Annotated in this window: 16 protein-coding genes; all 16 read right to left on the bottom strand. The window is 46.7% G+C overall.

Features of this window, described 5'->3' with window-relative positions; all coding sequences use genetic code 11:
* Positions 1-35 precede the first annotated feature (35 nt).
* Complete coding sequence (nadA, locus tag R50345_RS00355; protein WP_042123156.1) at positions 36-974, bottom strand: quinolinate synthase NadA; 939 nt, start codon at positions 972-974, stop codon at positions 36-38.
* Positions 975-1232: 258 nt separating this feature from the next.
* Entirely contained in the window at positions 1233-3287 is a 2055-nt protein-coding gene (gene ftsH, locus R50345_RS00350) for an ATP-dependent zinc metalloprotease FtsH (protein ID WP_042123154.1), read from the bottom strand.
* Positions 3288-3396: 109 nt separating this feature from the next.
* Positions 3397-3936, bottom strand: a complete 540-nt coding sequence (hpt, locus tag R50345_RS00345; protein WP_042123153.1) for a hypoxanthine phosphoribosyltransferase — start codon at positions 3934-3936, stop codon at positions 3397-3399.
* 46 nt (positions 3937-3982) lie between these two features.
* On the bottom strand, positions 3983-5425 hold the full coding sequence (gene tilS / locus R50345_RS00340; RefSeq protein ID WP_042123151.1) for a tRNA lysidine(34) synthetase TilS: 1443 nt from the start codon (positions 5423-5425) through the stop codon (positions 3983-3985).
* Between the two features lie 35 nt (positions 5426-5460).
* Entirely contained in the window at positions 5461-6399 is a 939-nt protein-coding gene (locus tag R50345_RS00335) for a serine/threonine protein kinase (protein ID WP_042131739.1), read from the bottom strand.
* A complete protein-coding gene (locus R50345_RS00330; RefSeq protein ID WP_042123149.1) occupies positions 6389-7132 on the bottom strand; it encodes a vWA domain-containing protein in 744 nt (247 codons plus the stop codon). Before R50345_RS00330 ends, R50345_RS00335 begins: the two co-directional genes overlap by 11 nt.
* Before the next feature lie 483 nt (positions 7133-7615).
* The gene (spoIIE, locus tag R50345_RS00325; RefSeq protein WP_042123147.1) at positions 7616-10123 is read right to left on the bottom strand and encodes a stage II sporulation protein E; all 2508 of its coding nucleotides are present in this window, start codon (positions 10121-10123) and stop codon (positions 7616-7618) included.
* Between the two features lie 344 nt (positions 10124-10467).
* Positions 10468-10968, bottom strand: a complete 501-nt coding sequence (locus R50345_RS00320; protein WP_036678766.1) for a S1 domain-containing RNA-binding protein — start codon at positions 10966-10968, stop codon at positions 10468-10470.
* A 124-nt stretch (positions 10969-11092) separates the two neighbouring features.
* Positions 11093-11428, bottom strand: a complete 336-nt coding sequence (locus R50345_RS00315) for an FtsB family cell division protein (protein ID WP_042123145.1) — start codon at positions 11426-11428, stop codon at positions 11093-11095.
* A 23-nt stretch (positions 11429-11451) separates the two neighbouring features.
* The gene (yabQ, locus tag R50345_RS00310) at positions 11452-12015 is read right to left on the bottom strand and encodes a spore cortex biosynthesis protein YabQ (protein WP_042123142.1); all 564 of its coding nucleotides are present in this window, start codon (positions 12013-12015) and stop codon (positions 11452-11454) included.
* Positions 12012-12296, bottom strand: coding sequence for a sporulation protein YabP (gene yabP / locus R50345_RS00305; protein WP_042123140.1), 285 nt, complete (start codon positions 12294-12296; stop codon positions 12012-12014). The genes yabQ and yabP overlap by 4 nt, the downstream gene beginning before the upstream one ends.
* 155 nt (positions 12297-12451) lie before the next feature.
* Positions 12452-12730 carry an RNA-binding S4 domain-containing protein gene (locus R50345_RS00300; RefSeq protein WP_042123138.1) on the bottom strand — a complete coding sequence of 93 codons (279 nt, stop codon included), beginning with the start codon at positions 12728-12730 and terminating at the stop codon, positions 12452-12454.
* Positions 12730-13002, bottom strand: coding sequence for an HU family DNA-binding protein (locus R50345_RS00295; RefSeq protein ID WP_036678778.1), 273 nt, complete (start codon positions 13000-13002; stop codon positions 12730-12732). Before R50345_RS00295 ends, R50345_RS00300 begins: the two co-directional genes overlap by 1 nt.
* 287 nt (positions 13003-13289) lie before the next feature.
* Positions 13290-14789 carry a bifunctional methyltransferase/pyrophosphohydrolase YabN gene (mazG, locus tag R50345_RS00290; RefSeq protein ID WP_042123136.1) on the bottom strand — a complete coding sequence of 500 codons (1500 nt, stop codon included), beginning with the start codon at positions 14787-14789 and terminating at the stop codon, positions 13290-13292.
* A gap of 66 nt (positions 14790-14855) precedes the next feature.
* Positions 14856-16538, bottom strand: coding sequence for a putative polysaccharide biosynthesis protein (locus tag R50345_RS00285; protein ID WP_042123133.1), 1683 nt, complete (start codon positions 16536-16538; stop codon positions 14856-14858).
* 148 nt (positions 16539-16686) lie between these two features.
* Positions 16687-17229 (bottom strand): stage V sporulation protein T, encoded by a 543-nt coding sequence (spoVT, locus tag R50345_RS00280; protein ID WP_042123132.1) that lies wholly within the window; start codon positions 17227-17229, stop codon positions 16687-16689.
* Positions 17230-17306: the final 77 nt, after the last annotated feature.

The following is a 17306-nucleotide window of genomic DNA, read 5'->3' as shown; positions in this document are numbered from 1 at the left end:
GCGTTTCACCTGTTTCAACGAAAGAGTAGCGCATACTACCGGACTTGTAGCATGCGCTCTAGGGAAGTTCTGGCTTTGTCGGCGACAGCAGGCGGTACATAGATTTGTGGCTTCATTGTCTCCAGGCATTTCACCAGTTTTTTTAGATTGTTAACTTTCATATTGGGACAAACAAGAAATTTTGTAGCAAAATAGAATTCTTTATCCGGACTATCTTTACGAAGCTGATATCCTGTACCATCCTCAGTTCCAACGATAAATTGCTTACGGTCGGATTTCCGGCAATACTCGAGAATGGATGTAGTACTACCTACATAATCACCCATGGCCACTACTTCCGGACGACATTCTGGATGAACTACAAATTCTGCTTCTGGGTATTTTGCTCTCATTTCTACTACATCTTTAACAGTCAACATATCGTGAGTGTTGCAATAGCCTTCCCAAATAATCAGTTTTTTGCCGGTCTGATCCTGTACGTATTGACCAAGATTCTTATCGGGTACCCAGATAATTTCTTCAGCATCGAGGGATTCGATTACTTTCACGGCATTGGCAGAGGTACAACAGATATCAGTTTCCGCTTTAATCTCTGCAGACGAGTTGATATAAGTCACCACTTTAGCATTTGGATGTTGCGCTTTAAGCTTACGCAAACCATCTACATTGACCATATCAGCCATTGGGCAGCCTGCACGTTCATCAGGAATAAGGACGGTTTTGTTTGGTGCTAATATTTTAGCGCTTTCCCCCATGAAATGAACACCGCAGAATACGATAACCTCTGCATCTGTCTCCGCAGCCTTCTGAGCGAGTAAAAAAGAGTCCCCCCGGAAATCGGCAACTTCCTGAATTTCATCACGTTGATAATAATGAGCTAAAATGATTGCGTTTCTTTCCTTTTTAAGCTGTTCAAGACGTATACGAAGTTCACGATTCTGTTCCTGCTTGCGCTCAAGTGCCAGAGCTTCCACCGATTGTTCTCCCCCTTAAATCTTCGCGGCTTTACGCCGGCGCGATGTTATCAAATGGCATGAGCCATCATCTGAAAAAATGAATAAGCTGATGATAATAGTAAGTAATATTAATCACTAATGTACACAACGTTCCAGCCCCTGTCAATGTGACTAGACAGGCTTCCAAGCATGAAATTACCTAAAAATTAAAATAAAAAATCCGGAGAACAATTACGCTCTCCGGATAATTTTACATCTTATGAATAGTAAGCCTGCTTAGGTAAGGCTAGTTCCGCCGCCTTTATTGTCATCATCAGATCCGTCATTTCCCTCAGACTCAGGTTTGTTCGGGATTTCCTTAGATAGGTTCGGAGGCGTGGACTCCGTATCTTCAGACTTGCCTTGAATGCGAACACGCACATCACCGATATTATCAATGACTGGTTCACCAACTTCAAGTGCAACGCCTTCGCCACCTTCAGCCTTACCATCTTCAGAAAGGAATCCTTGTTCAATCAGCTCTTTAATCTGATCAAGCTCAAGTGTTTCCTTCTCAAGTAACGTGTTGGCAATCAGATGCATTTCTTTAGAGTGTTTGAGCAACAGCTCTTTACAACGTTCGTAGCTCGAAGTAATAAAGTTCTGCATTTCTTGATCAATCTCATAAGCAATGGAATCACTATAATTCTGTTCATGCCCAATATCACGACCTAAGAATACTTGGCCTTGAGAAGAGCCGAACTGCATAGGTCCAAGCTTATCGCTCATACCGTATTCCATGATCATGGCACGCACGATACGCGTAGCCTGTTGGAAGTCACTGTATGCGCCCGTACCGATCTCACCAATAAACAATTCTTCGGCAACACGTCCACCAAGTAATCCAGTAACCTTATCCAAAAGCTCCTGCTTGGTAACGATCATCCGATCTTCCTTCGGAAGCATAATTACATATCCGCCTGCACGTCCGCGTGGGATAATTGTAACTTTATGCACCATATCAGCATGCTCAAGGAAATAACCAGCGATAGTATGGCCTGCTTCATGGTAAGCTACAATGCGTTTCTCACGGTCGCTGATAACACGACTACGTTTCTCAGTACCTACGATAACACGGTCAATGGCTTCATCCACTTCAATCATGGAGATATCCTTGCGGTTACGACGTGCAGCTAGCAGCGCTGCCTCATTTAGCAGATTCTCTAGATCAGCACCCGTGAATCCAGTTGTACGTTTAGCGACAACATCCAGTCTTACATCTTTCGTAAGCGGCTTGTTACGAGCGTGAACCTTAAGTACAGCTTCACGACCTTTTACGTCAGGGCGGTCAACCGTAATTTGACGGTCAAAACGTCCTGGACGAAGTAATGCAGGATCAAGTATATCAGCGCGGTTAGTTGCCGCAACAATAATAATGCCTTCGTTACCACCGAATCCATCCATCTCAACCAGCAATTGGTTAAGTGTCTGTTCGCGTTCGTCATGTCCGCCGCCGAGTCCGGCGCCACGTTGACGACCCACAGCATCAATTTCATCAATGAAGATAATACATGGTGCGTTTTTCTTGGCGTTCTCGAACAAATCACGTACCCGAGAAGCACCGACACCCACGAACATTTCCACAAAATCAGAACCGGAAATACTGAAGAAAGGAACGCCGGCTTCACCTGCTACTGCACGTGCAAGCAATGTTTTACCTGTTCCCGGAGGACCTACAAGCAGTACGCCTTTAGGGATACGTGCACCGACAGCTGCAAATTTACGCGGATCTTTCAAGAACTCAACAACTTCGACAAGCTCTTGCTTCTCTTCATCAGCCCCTGCAACATCCTCAAAGCTGATTTTCTTCTTCTCTTCATTATATAACCGAGCCTTGCTCTTGCCGAAATTCATAACTTTACCGCCGCCACCTTGCGCCTGGTTAAACAGGAAGAAGAACAAGATGAACATAATGACCAGCGGGATAATGGAAGAAAGGAATGTCAGCCAAATGCTGGTACCTTCCATTTTCTTCTGAGTTAATTCAATGCCATTTACATCACTGGCCTGAATCAGTTCATTAATAGCAGCATCTGTTGGAGGAATATATGTGGAGAAGCTTTTCGATTTAGTATCGGCAGGCAGCTCTCTATATTCGCCTGTAACTAAAAAGGCATTACCCTCAAACTGAACCGTCAAATCCTTCACATTGTTGTTCTTGATCTCCTGCCGTAACTCGTCGTATCTAGGGAAATCGGCGGCTTCATTTCCATTGCTCACAAACTGGACAATACCCACCACGACTAAAAATAAAATCAAATAAAAACCAGAATTCCGGATGAACCGATTCATCCCCTACCTCCTCTCGCAACACTCAAGTTATTGTACCATAGCCTCTTGGGACACCTCAAATATAGGAAGCCAAGGGTGCCTGATCCGTATGATCAAGGCAATCAATAGTTTAATTGGAATAAATCTCAGGCTTCAGTACTCCAACATATGGGAGGTTCCGATACCGCTCGGCATAATCCAATCCGTAGCCTACTACAAATTCGTCTGGCAACACGAAGCCTGTATAGCTGGCTTCAAGATTAACCGTACGACCTGATGGCTTATCAAATAAGGTAACCACCGAGATAGAAGCAGCATTGCGGTTGCGGAGCAGCTCAATCAAATAGCTGAGCGTAAGGCCACTGTCAATAATATCTTCAACGATCAAGATATCGCGGCCTTCTACCGATACATCCAAATCCTTAATAATTTTGACAACACCAGAGGACTTGGTGGATGCTCCATAGCTGGACACTGCCATGAAATCCATCTCAACAGGTACTGTAATGGCTTTAACCAAATCTGCCATAAATATAAACGCGCCTTTTAGTACACAAATGACTAAAGGGGTACGGCCTGCGTATTCTTCGCTCAGTGTTCGACCGAGCTCCTTAATTTTCTGCTGAAGTTCCTCTTCGGTGATCAAGACTTCTTGAATATCATTTTGCAACTTGCGAAACCTCCTAAGTTATACTATGAAAGACTTACTTCGACCATTACGTTTCTTCAGGGTCATCCAGCTCTGCTAGAGACAACAGAAGTACCGAGGTCGTGTGCCGCCCTACTGCGGCATGCATCGAGCGTCTTACGCCCGGAATCCAGACGATATTGCCCAAACCATCACAAACGAGGGGGATCATAGAACGTTTAGCAGCAGGTATTTTATCATCAATATAAATATCTTTTACCTTTTTGCTTCCGTTTAATCCCATGACTCTTATGGTATCTCCAGGCAATCGGGAACGTATCGTTAGTGGAAAGACCAGTTCATCACGGTCAAACCAAGCCGACATCTTCCCATAATCCTCCCCCTGTACAAAAAAGTTTTCTCTCTCCAGCACCGCCATTGACATCACCTTACCTATTTCCTCCAGTTTAAGCTCGGAGTCCGGTAAAAACAGACGATATGTATAGCTTGCCTGTTGCTGCGCGGGCTTGGACGAGAACAAGATGATATCATATTGCCGCACACAAGTCAGGCCTCCACCTAAATCTAAACTCCAGGTGGTGGGATAGCTCTGCAGCGTTCCCCGACGTACAGATTCAATCTTGGAGAAATCAAGGGCAGATAGATCCGCCGACAGATAATTTAATATTAGTTTAATCAAACGCCGTTGTAAAGCGGAGGGTATGGCCGCAAATGAAGCTCTGTTAAAGGTATATTTCCCTTCCCCTTCCGAAACGAGCTCCTCAAAGCATTTTACCGCAGATGCCTCCATATATTCATCCTCAGCCCCTGCAATTTCCGCAAGCTGTACGAGGGACTGCCGCACTCTTCCATTATACTTTTCCAGAAAAGGAAGAACTTCCAAACGAATGGCATTCCGCTTGTATTTCGTTAGCAGATTGGTGGCATCCTCAGCATAAGTGAAACCTTCATTTTGGCATAAACCCAAAAGTGCTGTTTTGTTAATACGTAGGAATGGGCGAATGAGTTCCACCTTTTTTTCTGTTCTTTTCCACTTGATACCCGACAGTCCCGATAATCCACTTCCGCGTAATAAACGCATAATGACAGTTTCTGCCTGATCATCCGCATGATGAGCCAGAGCAACAGAACGCGCCCCATATCGGTGTGCCGTATCAATCAGAAATTCATACCGCTTCTCACGTGCAGTTCCCTCAGGACCAAGTCCACTCTCTTTAGCCAAGGAGGGAATATCGAATTCCGCAAACTCAAAGGGCAATCCCAGTTCTTCAGCCATACCACGTACGAGCTCTGCCTCTTCCTTCGACTCCGGTCTAAATCCGTGATTCACATGAGCACATATTAAGGTAAGTGGCATAACGTTTAAAGATATTTCATGCAAAACATGCAAAAGAGCCACAGAATCCGGGCCGCCGGAAACTGCGACTACAATGGTGTCATGGGGTGCCCACAGCTCATGCTCGGCTGCTGACTCCAATACTGACTCCATCAGTCCATTCATTTGCTCCATATGCGGCCCCCCTTTTCTCAACTATATGTATAAGTTCAAAACCGAAATACCCAATAAATCGTAAAGGCAAGCACGAACAAGGATAATGCAAAAGCATTTTTAAGCCAGCGAGGTGTGTCCATACTATCAGGTCGCTTTCTACGCGAATTGTAAATATGGTTGCGCCAGACCTCTGTAGCATCTGCAGAACCGGAGAAACCTCCTTTTAACGCCAAACAAATCCAAGAGGATAGTTTCTTGTCGGGTAGATTTCTGGCCAACTTAAACAGTTCATCTACACTTCTTGTCTGCGGCAACTGTAGCGCGGCTTTCTTGAGCCCCTCTTCATTTAAAAGACGGAGGCACAGCACAGCAAAAGCGAATAAATCATACCCCTCATCACTCGTGCGGCTACCTGCATTCCAAAAGCCACGGTCATGCCACTCCGTAAATTGCTTCACACTACGACCTTTAGGGCTTGCGCCTCCAAAATCGATCAGCTCCACTTCACCGTAATTGGACACCATTACATTCTCCGGCTTCAAATCTCCAAACACAAAACCGCATTCATGTAATGTGCGCAGCTTATCGAGCAACCCAAGCCCTACCAAACCTAACCATTCCGGTCCATTCTTCGATAAAAAATGATGCAAAGGCTTGCCTTCAACATACCGCATGACATAAAAAGGTACGTTGTTTCCATTCGCAAAATCATCCGATTCCAAGAAATAAGAAGATAATGGAGATTCACGGCGAGCACGGTGTTCATTGCGCTTTCGACGCGATTGCAGCGACGTCAGTACATTGATCTCCGATTGCAGCTCAAGTGTATCGTATCCGATTTTTAGCGCGTACCATTCCCGTCTGCCTTCTCTTTGCACAAGATATACGGTTCCGTTCGCGCCCCTTCCCAGCATCCGTTCCACGACATAACGGTTTCCCCGCCATTTGCCGGTAATTAAGGTGCCAGTAGGATAGGACGGATTAGACGACATACCCACCAATCATCCCTTCTCTTTCGTCGTGGTCATCCATTCGCCGTCCACGATGTTCATCCAGTGTATCATAACGATAATGTTCAAGCACCTTGAAAATAGCTGGACCCGTCGGTGTTGCGCCTCTCATGTGTAATTTGGAGAATAGCGTACGAATACCTGACATATCCTTGGTCCAATCTAAATCAAGTCTGGCATCCTCGCTGCTGTTATTTCCAGGAAAATGAAACACAGCGATCTCACTCTTTCCTTCTCTAGCTTCCAGACTGAGCGCCAAATCCCGAATCGCATCTTCCACAGCACCCAGTTTAGGCTTCATACTAGCACTGGCATCGATAAGGAGCGCAATGCGCAGTGGCGATGTTTCTGTTAGTTCATCTACAACTGTAACAACCTGCGAGCGTTGAACAGGTGGTAGCTGCTCCAGCGACCCTTCACCTAGTATCTTTTTTACTTCCTTATTAACCGCCTGCTGGATCGTCTGAACCACAGTTTTCCGTGTCATCATCTGAATTGTCTGCGCCAGTTGTGGCGTTCCGACTATTCGGCTAAGGCCTCCCCCGGCCTTGGCAATGTCGGCTATTTCCCGGCTTCCGAGTTCGCCGATCGTACCATAATCAACTACACCGACCACATTTACGGTGATTCCCTCCTGCAAGGCATGCGCCGCTGCCATCACCGGACTTTCCCCTACGTTTGAACAACCGTCAGTAATGAGCAAAATCTGCTTCATAACTCTCCACTCCCCCTTGTTTGAAACCTCTGTTTCTAGCATATCCAGAAATGAGAGATTTCAAACGGTCGCTATTGTTGGGGACATTTGTGATCTGAACTGTGGGATAGTGAATAGGGGAACTGCGAGAAATGTTTGGGCTTTCGATCGCTGTTGTCCTCAGATTCCCTGATTAGAACCCCCTGTTGCGGTTGGAATCCGAGGACAAAGGCGAACGCTCCGCTTCTACAGCTCCAAAATTTCTCTCCGTTCCATACCTTCACTAGTAAACAGTTAAGATCTGAAAAAATTATGCGCCAAAGTCAGTCAACCTTTGAAACGTAAATAGTAGACGTCGGCGAGTTACACATCACAGACTCGCCTCGGCCTATACCAATAACAGTGTACACGACGCTTCGCGCGTACTAAAACATACAAGCAACACGACGCTTCGCGCGTGCTTAAACATACAGGCATTACGACACTTCGCGCGTGCCCAACCATCTAGCTCACCGTACGCGGACGCTCCATTCGGCCGACACCAGGCATATGCAGGCTGGACCATTCCGGATGAAAATGATCAACACGACTGACGACAATCGTCATGTCATCATGGATCTCATTGCCCTGATAACGAATCACCTTATCTAACAGGCTATCCGCCAAATCTTGAGGATCATCCCCTTCAAGCTCTTGGATCAACCGTTTCATCCATATCTCCTTATTAACGGCATATCCAGGCGCATCATAAATACCATCCGTCATCATAATCAAAATATCACCCGCCCGAAGCTGCATGCTGATCAAATCCACGTCGATATCTTTAATGATTCCTATAGGCAGATTACTAGAGGTTATTGGAATGACCTCACTGCCCCTCCGGATAAAGCTCGGTGCGGAAGCAATCTTCATAAAGGTGGTCTGTGCAGAGTACTGATCGATTAAAGCCATATCGACGGTAGCATAGAACTCGTCGGGAGAACGTAATAAGAGAATAGAGTTTACCGACTTTACAGCCAGCTTCTCGTCCATACCCGATTGCAGTAGCTTCTCTAACATGCCAAGTGCAGCACTGCTCTCCATTCTCGCCCGCTCACCATTTCCCATCCCATCGCTAATGGATACCGCAAAGGTACCATTTCCAAGCTCTACGGTGCTGAAGCTGTCACCCGACAGCATATCTCCACTTTTAGAAACGACAGCCACCCCTGTGTTTACCTCAAAAGCTTTAGCTGAACCGAAGGTAACCATCGACAAGCCTTCCCTAGGATGGACTGCCGTCTCACTCATGACAGCAATATTCTCATCCAGAATGTCAGATAAGAGCGGGGCGATCATTTTACGGCATTCATCAAATCCACGAGTATAGGCATGAACCACCTCAATTTCTACGCGCCCAGGGTCCAGACTTAAGATCTCAATGCCATGGATAGACAAGCCCAATTTCTCCAATGTCTCACGGATTTGAGCTTCCTGGCGATACATGGCCTGTCCTTCACGTTTAATTTCTCGCGCTAAGTCCTCCATAACCTGCGACACGCCGGATAACTGCTCGGCAACAAATTGACGACTATCGTATATTTGTCTTTTCCATCGCATATCATGTTGGTAAAGATCATATTGCCCTTTCATGACTTCAAGCACTTCGCCAGTTTTACCGCAAATCCGGCTCCATTCCGGTGGTAACTGAGCTGCCGTAATATCAGGGCATTCCTCCACAGTGGTCATCATATCTGTCATGTATCTATATGTCTGATAGAATTTCGCATCCCAGCAGTGGGAACGCCGAATGCATCCCGCACAGGCCCCCTCTGTTACCGTATTCATGAAATCCTCCATCTCACGGTCTGATTTCCCTACTTCTCCTGCGCGTGGAATCTGCCCAAAGCTGCTCGACAGCTGCTGGAATACCTGTGAGAATTGCGTCACCCGTTCTGCCGTTAGATCCCTTACCCTTCGTGCATACTCATGTTGAGATCGGCTATGGTCTGATGTGCCCGGAACATATTTAGCAATAGCAGATATCATCGCCTTAGGCGTTATAAGAAATAGCACCACCGCTACACAGGTCTCCCATGTTGAGGCCATCATATCACCCGGACCCGTAAAATAGACGGAAAGGATCGTGGATCCTAGCAACATCCCAATAGATACTGCACCTTTTCGGCCGCCCTGCATCATTCCCGCCAGCATTCCGGAAAAAGCAAGCAGGCTCATCTGATAGATTGCACTGATATCCGCCAGACTGAGAATCAACCCGGTCACCACCCCGACAGCAGCACCAAGAGGAGCCCCTCCTGCCATGGCGAAGAGAAGAATTAAATAACGTGACAATATATGCTCCAAAGACAAACCGTTAAGGGTCCAACCCACTAGGCCTGTCATTACTGAGGCGAGCAAGATAATAAGGCATAGAATCTCCTCATTCCTGAGCGCTCTACTCTTTTGCTTATAGGTTAGTAGAGGTAGCGCTTGAATGAACACCAATGTAAGCACAAAGCCTAGTAGAGCATCTAGTGTTGTCATCATAAGCGGATACCAAGAAAGAGAAGGGCCAATAACGATCTGGAACAAGCCAACCATAAACGAAGACACGAACACCATCAGTGGTGCATAGGACAAGTCTATTCGCTCATAACTTTCCAGCCCTTTATAAACTAGAAAGAAAATAATCAGTTCAGCAGTAATAATCAAAGCTCCAGGGAATGGGGTAAAGAGACTTCCAGCTATAATGGCTGCAGCTACAGGTAGAATAGAGTCGCGACGCATAAACACAATGACGGCAAAGTATGCGGCGGCAAAAGGAGATAGTTCGTCCAAAATCATGGCTCTACCCAGCAGAAATCCCATGAAACTAAGCAAAAGCATCCATTTCTTCGCTGCTATAAGCTGAATGTACCGCTGCTTCTGACCCCAAGCTGCAATACGCGTGCGTAAGGCTTGTCTTTGCTTCTTATCTTCACTTCCCACTCTTGTCCACTCTGGCAAATTTACCACGTTGCTTTTACTCATTCCCCTACACCACCCGTTTAAGAATTTATGGTACTCATTATATAGCCGGGGATTTGAGAAAGTTTGTCAGAAATGGAGGGACACACACAAGAAATTTCCGACAAAAAAGCCTTCGACCGCGATCTTTAAAAAAGCTGTTCTATCCCATGCGGGGCGGTAGGTTGATTAGTTTCAAGATTATTTCCAACGCAGTTTCACGCGCTGACGCGGCGGTCATTCGTCAGCGATTGCCCTAGAGTTATGTGAGAATGGCATGGATGCTGTCGGCAATTTTATATGACATGACAAAAAAACCGCAAGGGCGAAATGCCCCTGCGGTTATTTATGATGTACAGGTTATTGGATTATACGCGTTTGGCTCCACGGCCTCCGCGCTTTCCTTCTGTGTTCTTCTTGATCGAAGATATACGTTCTTCGCTGTCTTTCAGGAATCGCGACATTTTATCCTCGAATGAAGGTTTACCGGCTGCAGGCTTAAATGGACGCCCACCCCGTTCACGATTGAATCCACCGCCGCCTCCACCACTGCCGCCGCCACCGCCGAAACGGTCTCCGCCGCTAGGACGTTCTGGTCTTGGAGCTCTAGGCGGACGTACTTCCGATGCCGGCTTGTCAACAGCCTGCTTAATGGAAAGTCCGATCTTGCCGTCCTTATCGACGTTGATCACCTTGACTGTTACTACATCACTAATCTTCAGATGATCGTTAACATCCTTGACATAATTATCGGCGATTTCCGAGATGTGAACGAGACCTGTGACACCTCCTGACAGATCCACAAATGCTCCGAAATGCGTGATGCCTGTCACTTTGCCTTCTAACTTGGTGCCCACTTCAATTGCCATAGAATAAAATGATCCTCCCTTAAAAATATACAGACGAATATTAAGGTCATCCTGTCTGCGGTGATTTGATTATACAGTAAAGAGCAAATCAAGGCAACAGAGTAAAAGCCTCTTTTAACCTCTATTATTGCTCGGATTGCTCTGTTCGAATAGGAGTTTCCCCTTGAGGATAGATATTGTACCATTTACGTGCTAATTGGCCAATATACTCGTCATCATTAAGTCTGGATAATTCATATTTTAATTGAGTTAAAGATGCCATGACATCCTTACTAGTTTCCTGTTTCTTCGCAAGTTCCTTGCCCTTGTCCGCAATGACTGCACTCTGATCGAAGTAAGTATAACCCGCCCAGCCAAAAAATAGTGCCACAAAGACAATCCACATGAATCTTCTTCTCTTCGCGCCTGCGGCCGAATTTTTACTATGATTACTTTTCTCTTCCGCAGTAAATCTGTTCATGCAACGTACCCCCTAATTCAAGGTCAGCGTTTCCGCCATTTGGTAATCCATCCAGTGATCTTCACAATCCAGGCGCTATGTGTCAGCCGCGATAACCGTGGAGAGATCCACCTTACAGGTAATACCCAAATTGGTTTGGTCAGACGCAGCAGAAGCTTAAGAATAAACCATAGAATACGACCTGTTAGCTTTAGCAGTCCTAAAATAAAACGCCAAAGCCAGCGAAGAGGTGTACCTATCAGGATCTCCACAAGTCTCCATAGCAACCTGAACATATACTGAACCGATTGAATTAACATTAACACAAAACGCCGTACCGTAACACTGAAGATTAAAAAATAGATCCATACTCCTAGAAACAAACCTAAAAAGACATAAAATCGCAGTTGGCCTTGATTTCCGGCATATAGCATACGAAATACTAGCAAAGCGGCCCATAGCCAATATAGTAGATCTAGCATAGCATTCAGCCATTTGGGAAAATTGAACTTCAGCGACAGCACCCGGTAGCTGTCATAGGCCAGTCCCATTGCCAACCCAGCCATGATCATGTAGAACAGCGTCACCCACTGAACTGCAGGATTCATTTAAATAGCTTACCGAGTAGACCTTTGTTTTTGCCCTGCGATCCGGGATCGAGATAAATCAGGGAATGTACATTGCCCTCTAATGACAACATTCCGTTCTCCAGACTTAAATTTTTGATATGTAAATGATTCCCGCGAATGGTGAGATGGCCGAGTTCTGTACGAAGCAAAAATTCCTCACTGTCGAAGCTCTCCACATTTTGCACGCCCGTCAACTCTAACTGCTTACGACTGCGCATGTGCAGATCATGCTGTTTGTTTACCTTTCCTGGCTCGATCATAGCATGTACCCCTCCTTCTTACCTCTAATCTATGGCAGAAGTAGAAGTTATAGAACATCCCGTCCCTCTAAAAAAATAAGAGAAACAAAAAGAAAAAAGAAGGCACCACTCTACAGAATGTAAAGTTATGCCTTCTTCTTTATTTACTATTACTCTTACCAGTCCAGTCCGCTGCTCTTAGCAACAGGCTCTTCCCGAACTAGAGTATACATCCCAGCGGCCTCGTCCTTGCGAGTCGTTTCGACCAGCTTTTCTACTTTGACCGTTACAAGCTTTTGCCCAAATTGTACAGTAATCTCGTCACCGACCTTAACTGCACTACTAGGTTTAGATTCCCGCCCGTTAATCAGTACCCGGCCTTGTTCGGACACATCCTTGGCCACTGTACGGCGCTTAATTAAACGGGACACTTTCAGGAATTTGTCAAGACGCATTAGTTAACGGCTTCTTTAAGCTTGTTACCAGCTTTGAAAGCCGGTACAGTCGATTCTGGAATTTCAATCGTTGTGCCCGTTTGCGGGTTGCGACCAGTGCGTCCTGCACGTTTGCGAGTTTCAAAAGTTCCGAAACCGATCAGTTGGACTTTATCACCTTTTGCCAAAGCTTCTGTAATCTCACCCAAGAACCCGTTCAATACTGCTTCTACATCTTTTTTTGCCAATCCGTTTTTCTCGGAAATGTTGTTTACCAAATCTGTCTTGTTCATAATTTAAAGTTCCTCCTAGGATACGAAAAAATAAATGAAACGAGAATCACCACCATAGGATGGGGCGAATCGCATTTCGTCTTTATGTTATTCTTGATGTCACCTTAAAATCCTGCCACGATTCGTCGTTTTTTTAAAAAAGAAGCAGTTATTTCTCACAAATCGTCGCAGAATCTATTCTATAGCACTATTAAACTACTGGCCACATTCTAAATCAGAAAATAAAAGCTACATCCACAGCATTGCCCCATTTTAGAGTCCATATACCGTAAGGAGGCTGTGAAAGGCTAGACTTTTCGCTCCTCCGCCTTAGCTTCTTGCCACAATTCTTCCATCTCTTCCAAACTACTATCCTTTACACTCTTTCCCTTGCGGTGCAAGCTTTGCTCAATATATTGGAACCGGCGCACAAATTTGCGGTTAGTTCGGGTTAATGCCTCTTCCGGATCTGCACCGATAAAACGAGCGACATTCGTAACTGCAAACAACAAATCCCCAAGTTCCAGAATTTGATCATCTGTCGCCGCATCTGTGTCAATCGCCTCCTGCAGCTCATCGATCTCCTCACGAATTTTGGCTATGCAATCCGTAGCGTTGTCCCAGTCAAAGCCCACCTTGGATGCTTTTTTCTGAAGCTTGTATGCCTTCATAAGGGCAGGTAGGTCACGCGGAACACCACTAAGAACGGATAATTCCTCTGGCTTCACACCTTTACGCCGCTTCTCTTCTGCCTTCATGCCCTCCCAGTTCTTCAACGCTTCTTCGGCATCATTCGCATTGGTATCTCCAAAGACGTGAGGGTGACGGAAGATAAGCTTATCATTCAGCCCTTCAATGACGTCATACACGTTAAACGTGCCCAGCTCCTCCTCCATTTGAGAGTGAAGCATAATTTGCAGCAAAAGGTCGCCCAGCTCCTCTTTCATATGATCGGGGTCGTCCTCATCAATGGTTTCAAGGACTTCATAGGTTTCTTCGATTAAATTTTTGCGCAGGGATTCATGTGTCTGCTCCCGATCCCATGGACAACCCTCCGGGCTTCGAAGAATATCGACAATTTCATGCAAACGAGCAAAGGTACGATTTCTTAGATTCTCGTCACGATTCGCAGGTACATAGACCAACGACAAATTTCCATAACCGTTAAGACGATCCAGCTCGTATAGAGGGACTCTTACAATACTTTCTTCGTTCTCCACACCGAGTGCATGACCCACAACCACTTCATATTCAGGCGGATACAGCTCCATCAGACATAACTTTGTCTCCGAGGCTGTAAAGCTATCGTATACCTGGCCAATCAGGGTATGCAGTTCAGGCTGAAGCTGAGCGCTGCGAATACCAGAAGCATCTAATAGTTGAAATCCTTCGATGGGGTCAAACCCCAGTCGAACAAACGCCTCGTCGAGGAAGCTCTCTCCGCCTAATATTTGCAGTTCAATGCCTTCCTCAGGACACCGCTCACGCAGCTGTGAAACCGCTGATTCCGCCACCATAGGATGACCCGGAACCGCATAGACAATATCTGTACCCTCAGGTGCGGACCGAGCCTCTTCAATCAGCTTTGAAGTAATCGCTGCATAAACCTCAGGAAACGAAGATAAGGATTCATACAATCCATCGAAAGACTGTGAAGCAATTTCAAGCTCGGAGAGTGCAGCCATGACTGGATGCTCTTTTGTCCGCACGTAAACAACAGATGCTGCCTTCAATTTCTTTATAATCCCTAACGTCAGTCGATCAGGGTTACCTGAACCAAGACCAACGACCGTTAATGTTGCACTCATGTCTGTTCCTCCTCATCAACGGCTGTCTCAGCAGACCGCATTTTTATATTGTGATGTAAATGTAGATTAAGGGAATAAGCGCAGCTTCTTCAGCTTGTCCGCCAGGGACGGGCCGAAGCCCGGAAGCTGGCGCAGCTCGCTCTCGCTAAGGAGCCGCAGGGCTATTGCCCCTACGGCAAAGACAACGCAGCCTGCGAGCACTCCGAGCAGGCTCTGCGCCAAGCTGGCGGTGCGCCCGCCGCCAATGCCAGCGGCCGTAGCCGCAGCGCCCACGCCCCAGCTGGCGGCTGCGGCGGCAAGAGCCAGGCCCGCTGTGAGCAGCGCGGGCCGTGCCAGGGCATCTGCTAGGCGAAGCCGCAGATGGCCCTGGCGGTAGAGCAGCAGCACGTTAAGCGCTGCTGCGAACGAATGCGCGGCCACGCCAGCGATGGCCGCGCCGGTAATGCCCTGCTGCGGGACCAGCAGCAGGTTCAGGGCCGCCTTGAGCAGCGCGGCGGCCAAAAGGTGCAGGGCCGGGGCGCGCACGTGGCCGAGGCCCTGCAGGAGCGCAGCCGAGATGATGCTGACCGTACCACCAACAGCGGTTAAGGCCAGCCAAGTCATAGTGCTGCTACCGGCGGTATCCCCGTAAAGAGCCATATTAATCGGCTCAGCAAGCACTGCTAGGCCTGCTGAAGCCGCTAAACCTAACAGCCAGAACCAACGCAGCGATAAGCTGCAACGGCTCTCGATCAGCTTCGTATCCCCTTTGTACTTCGCCTCTGCCAAGGCTGGAATGAATACAACAGACAAAGAAGTGGCGATCATCGTTACAATCTGCACTAACGGCAAACCGCGATTGTACACACCAAATTGTGTCATCGCCTCCACTTCGCTCCCTACAGAGGATAGCAAGCGAGGTACAGTGAATACATCTACAAGGCCGATAAGAGGCATTGCCAATGCGCCAAGCATCACAGGAATTCCATAAGCTAGCAATGTACTTGCTTTAACGCCCTTCATCCGTTGATTGGAACGCCCTTTACTTTCCATATTGGGCAGCTTTAAATCTAGGCTCTCGACAGAGACGGCAGCATCTAAAGAGGTGTCCTGTCTTAACTGCCGCCGATGACGTCGCAAAAACAACAGCATAATCACAAGCCCTGCTACCCCTCCCCCAGCGGAGCCAAGCAATGCGCCAGCAGCGATGCTCTCAGCGCCTGCCCCCTGTGAGGTCAGATATAACAGCAGTACAATCATCACTGTAACACGTACGGACTGCTCTACAATTTGTGACACAGCCGTCGGAACCATATTATGAAGTCCCTGAAAGTAACCGCGCAATGCTGACATGATTGGTACAACTGCCAGTCCCCAAGCACTTGTTCGTAAAGCGGGCATCACATGCGAGTTGCCGACCCACTCAGCTATAATCGGCGCACCTGCATAGGTAATTGCTCCGATAACCAATCCGCTAAGACTCGTTATTACGGCAGATACCAGCAAAATCCGCCGCCCCTCGTCATCCCGCCTTCCGGCAGAAGCCTCAGCGACAAATTTGGATATGGCTGCTGGCAGACCCAGCATCGCTACCGTTAACAACATCGTGTACAAGGGATAAACTGTGTTGTATATACCAAATACCGCATCTCCGCCAAGATTTTGCAGCGGGATCTTTTGGAGTGTACCTATAAGCTTTGAAATAATCGCTGCGGCACTTAAAATAAATGCTCCTTGGAGTAATCGTGATGTTTGTGTGTTAGATTTCATAAAATACCTGCTTCTACGACTTTGATGGGATGAATTTCTATATTATAACGTATGTATGCCCACAAGTAGAAACGGTTTTGTATGAACGACAAAACCCCGTTTACCCTTTGTATATCTTACCAAAAGGAAAGCGGGGTCTATATTACGATTACTGCTCCATTTGTTTGCCGAGGAATGCAGCGGCGGTTTCGGCCATTTTCACTTCCATTGACGACATTTTTGCCGAATCATCCTTGCTTACCATCACTACACAACCAATAGGATCTCCACCGGAAATGATCGGTGAGGCTACATATGAGGACACCAAATCCGGATGATCTTTAGCGATTTCATAACTGCCTTCGTTGGTTTCCAGCACCGTCTTACGACTATCCATGACCTTCTCCAAGAGGATTCCTACTTGTTTCTCCAAATAGTCTTTCTTGGAGCCTCCAGCTAGTGCAATAAAGGTATCACGATCAGCAATCATCGTAATATGACCAGTACCTTCGAATAACGACTCCGCGTACTCTTTTGCAAAGTCACCCAACTCACCAATCGGGGAATATTTCTTGAGTATAACTTCACCGTCCCGATCGACGAAAATTTCCAATGGGTCGCCTTCTCTAATCCGTAGAGTACGTCTAATTTCTTTGGGAATAACCACTCGTCCGAGATCATCAATACGCCGAACAATTCCAGTAGCTTTCATTTCACATGTGCCCCGCTTTCTTAAGAAGTATGGTCTTACTACTGTCCATTATGGGAAAGGATAATCCCAGTGATTTA

Source organism: Paenibacillus sp. FSL R5-0345, assembly GCF_000758585.1.
Lineage (GTDB): Bacteria > Bacillota > Bacilli > Paenibacillales > Paenibacillaceae > Paenibacillus_AQ.
Note: the sequence above shows the minus strand (reverse complement) of the source record. Positions and strands in the feature narration are given on the sequence as shown.

Excerpts from the sequence above, each read along its gene's own strand:
- ftsH (WP_042123154.1), bottom strand. The coding sequence starts at position 3,287 with ATGAATCGGTTCATCCGGAATTCTGGTTTTTATTTGATTTTATTTTTA.
- tilS (WP_042123151.1), bottom strand. The coding sequence starts at position 5,425 with ATGGAGCAAATGAATGGACTGATGGAGTCAGTATTGGAGTCAGCAGCC.
- R50345_RS00335 (WP_042131739.1), bottom strand. The coding sequence starts at position 6,399 with ATGTCGTCTAATCCGTCCTATCCTACTGGCACCTTAATTACCGGCAAA.
- R50345_RS00330 (WP_042123149.1), bottom strand. The coding sequence starts at position 7,132 with ATGAAGCAGATTTTGCTCATTACTGACGGTTGTTCAAACGTAGGGGAA.
- spoIIE (WP_042123147.1), bottom strand. The coding sequence starts at position 10,123 with ATGAGTAAAAGCAACGTGGTAAATTTGCCAGAGTGGACAAGAGTGGGA.
- R50345_RS00320 (WP_036678766.1), bottom strand. The coding sequence starts at position 10,968 with ATGGCAATTGAAGTGGGCACCAAGTTAGAAGGCAAAGTGACAGGCATC.
- R50345_RS00315 (WP_042123145.1), bottom strand. The coding sequence starts at position 11,428 with ATGAACAGATTTACTGCGGAAGAGAAAAGTAATCATAGTAAAAATTCG.
- yabQ (WP_042123142.1), bottom strand. The coding sequence starts at position 12,015 with ATGAATCCTGCAGTTCAGTGGGTGACGCTGTTCTACATGATCATGGCT.
- yabP (WP_042123140.1), bottom strand. The coding sequence starts at position 12,296 with ATGATCGAGCCAGGAAAGGTAAACAAACAGCATGATCTGCACATGCGC.
- R50345_RS00300 (WP_042123138.1), bottom strand. The coding sequence starts at position 12,730 with ATGCGTCTTGACAAATTCCTGAAAGTGTCCCGTTTAATTAAGCGCCGT.
- R50345_RS00295 (WP_036678778.1), bottom strand. The coding sequence starts at position 13,002 with ATGAACAAGACAGATTTGGTAAACAACATTTCCGAGAAAAACGGATTG.
- mazG (WP_042123136.1), bottom strand. The coding sequence starts at position 14,789 with ATGAGTGCAACATTAACGGTCGTTGGTCTTGGTTCAGGTAACCCTGAT.
- R50345_RS00285 (WP_042123133.1), bottom strand. The coding sequence starts at position 16,538 with ATGAAATCTAACACACAAACATCACGATTACTCCAAGGAGCATTTATT.
- spoVT (WP_042123132.1), bottom strand. The coding sequence starts at position 17,229 with ATGAAAGCTACTGGAATTGTTCGGCGTATTGATGATCTCGGACGAGTG.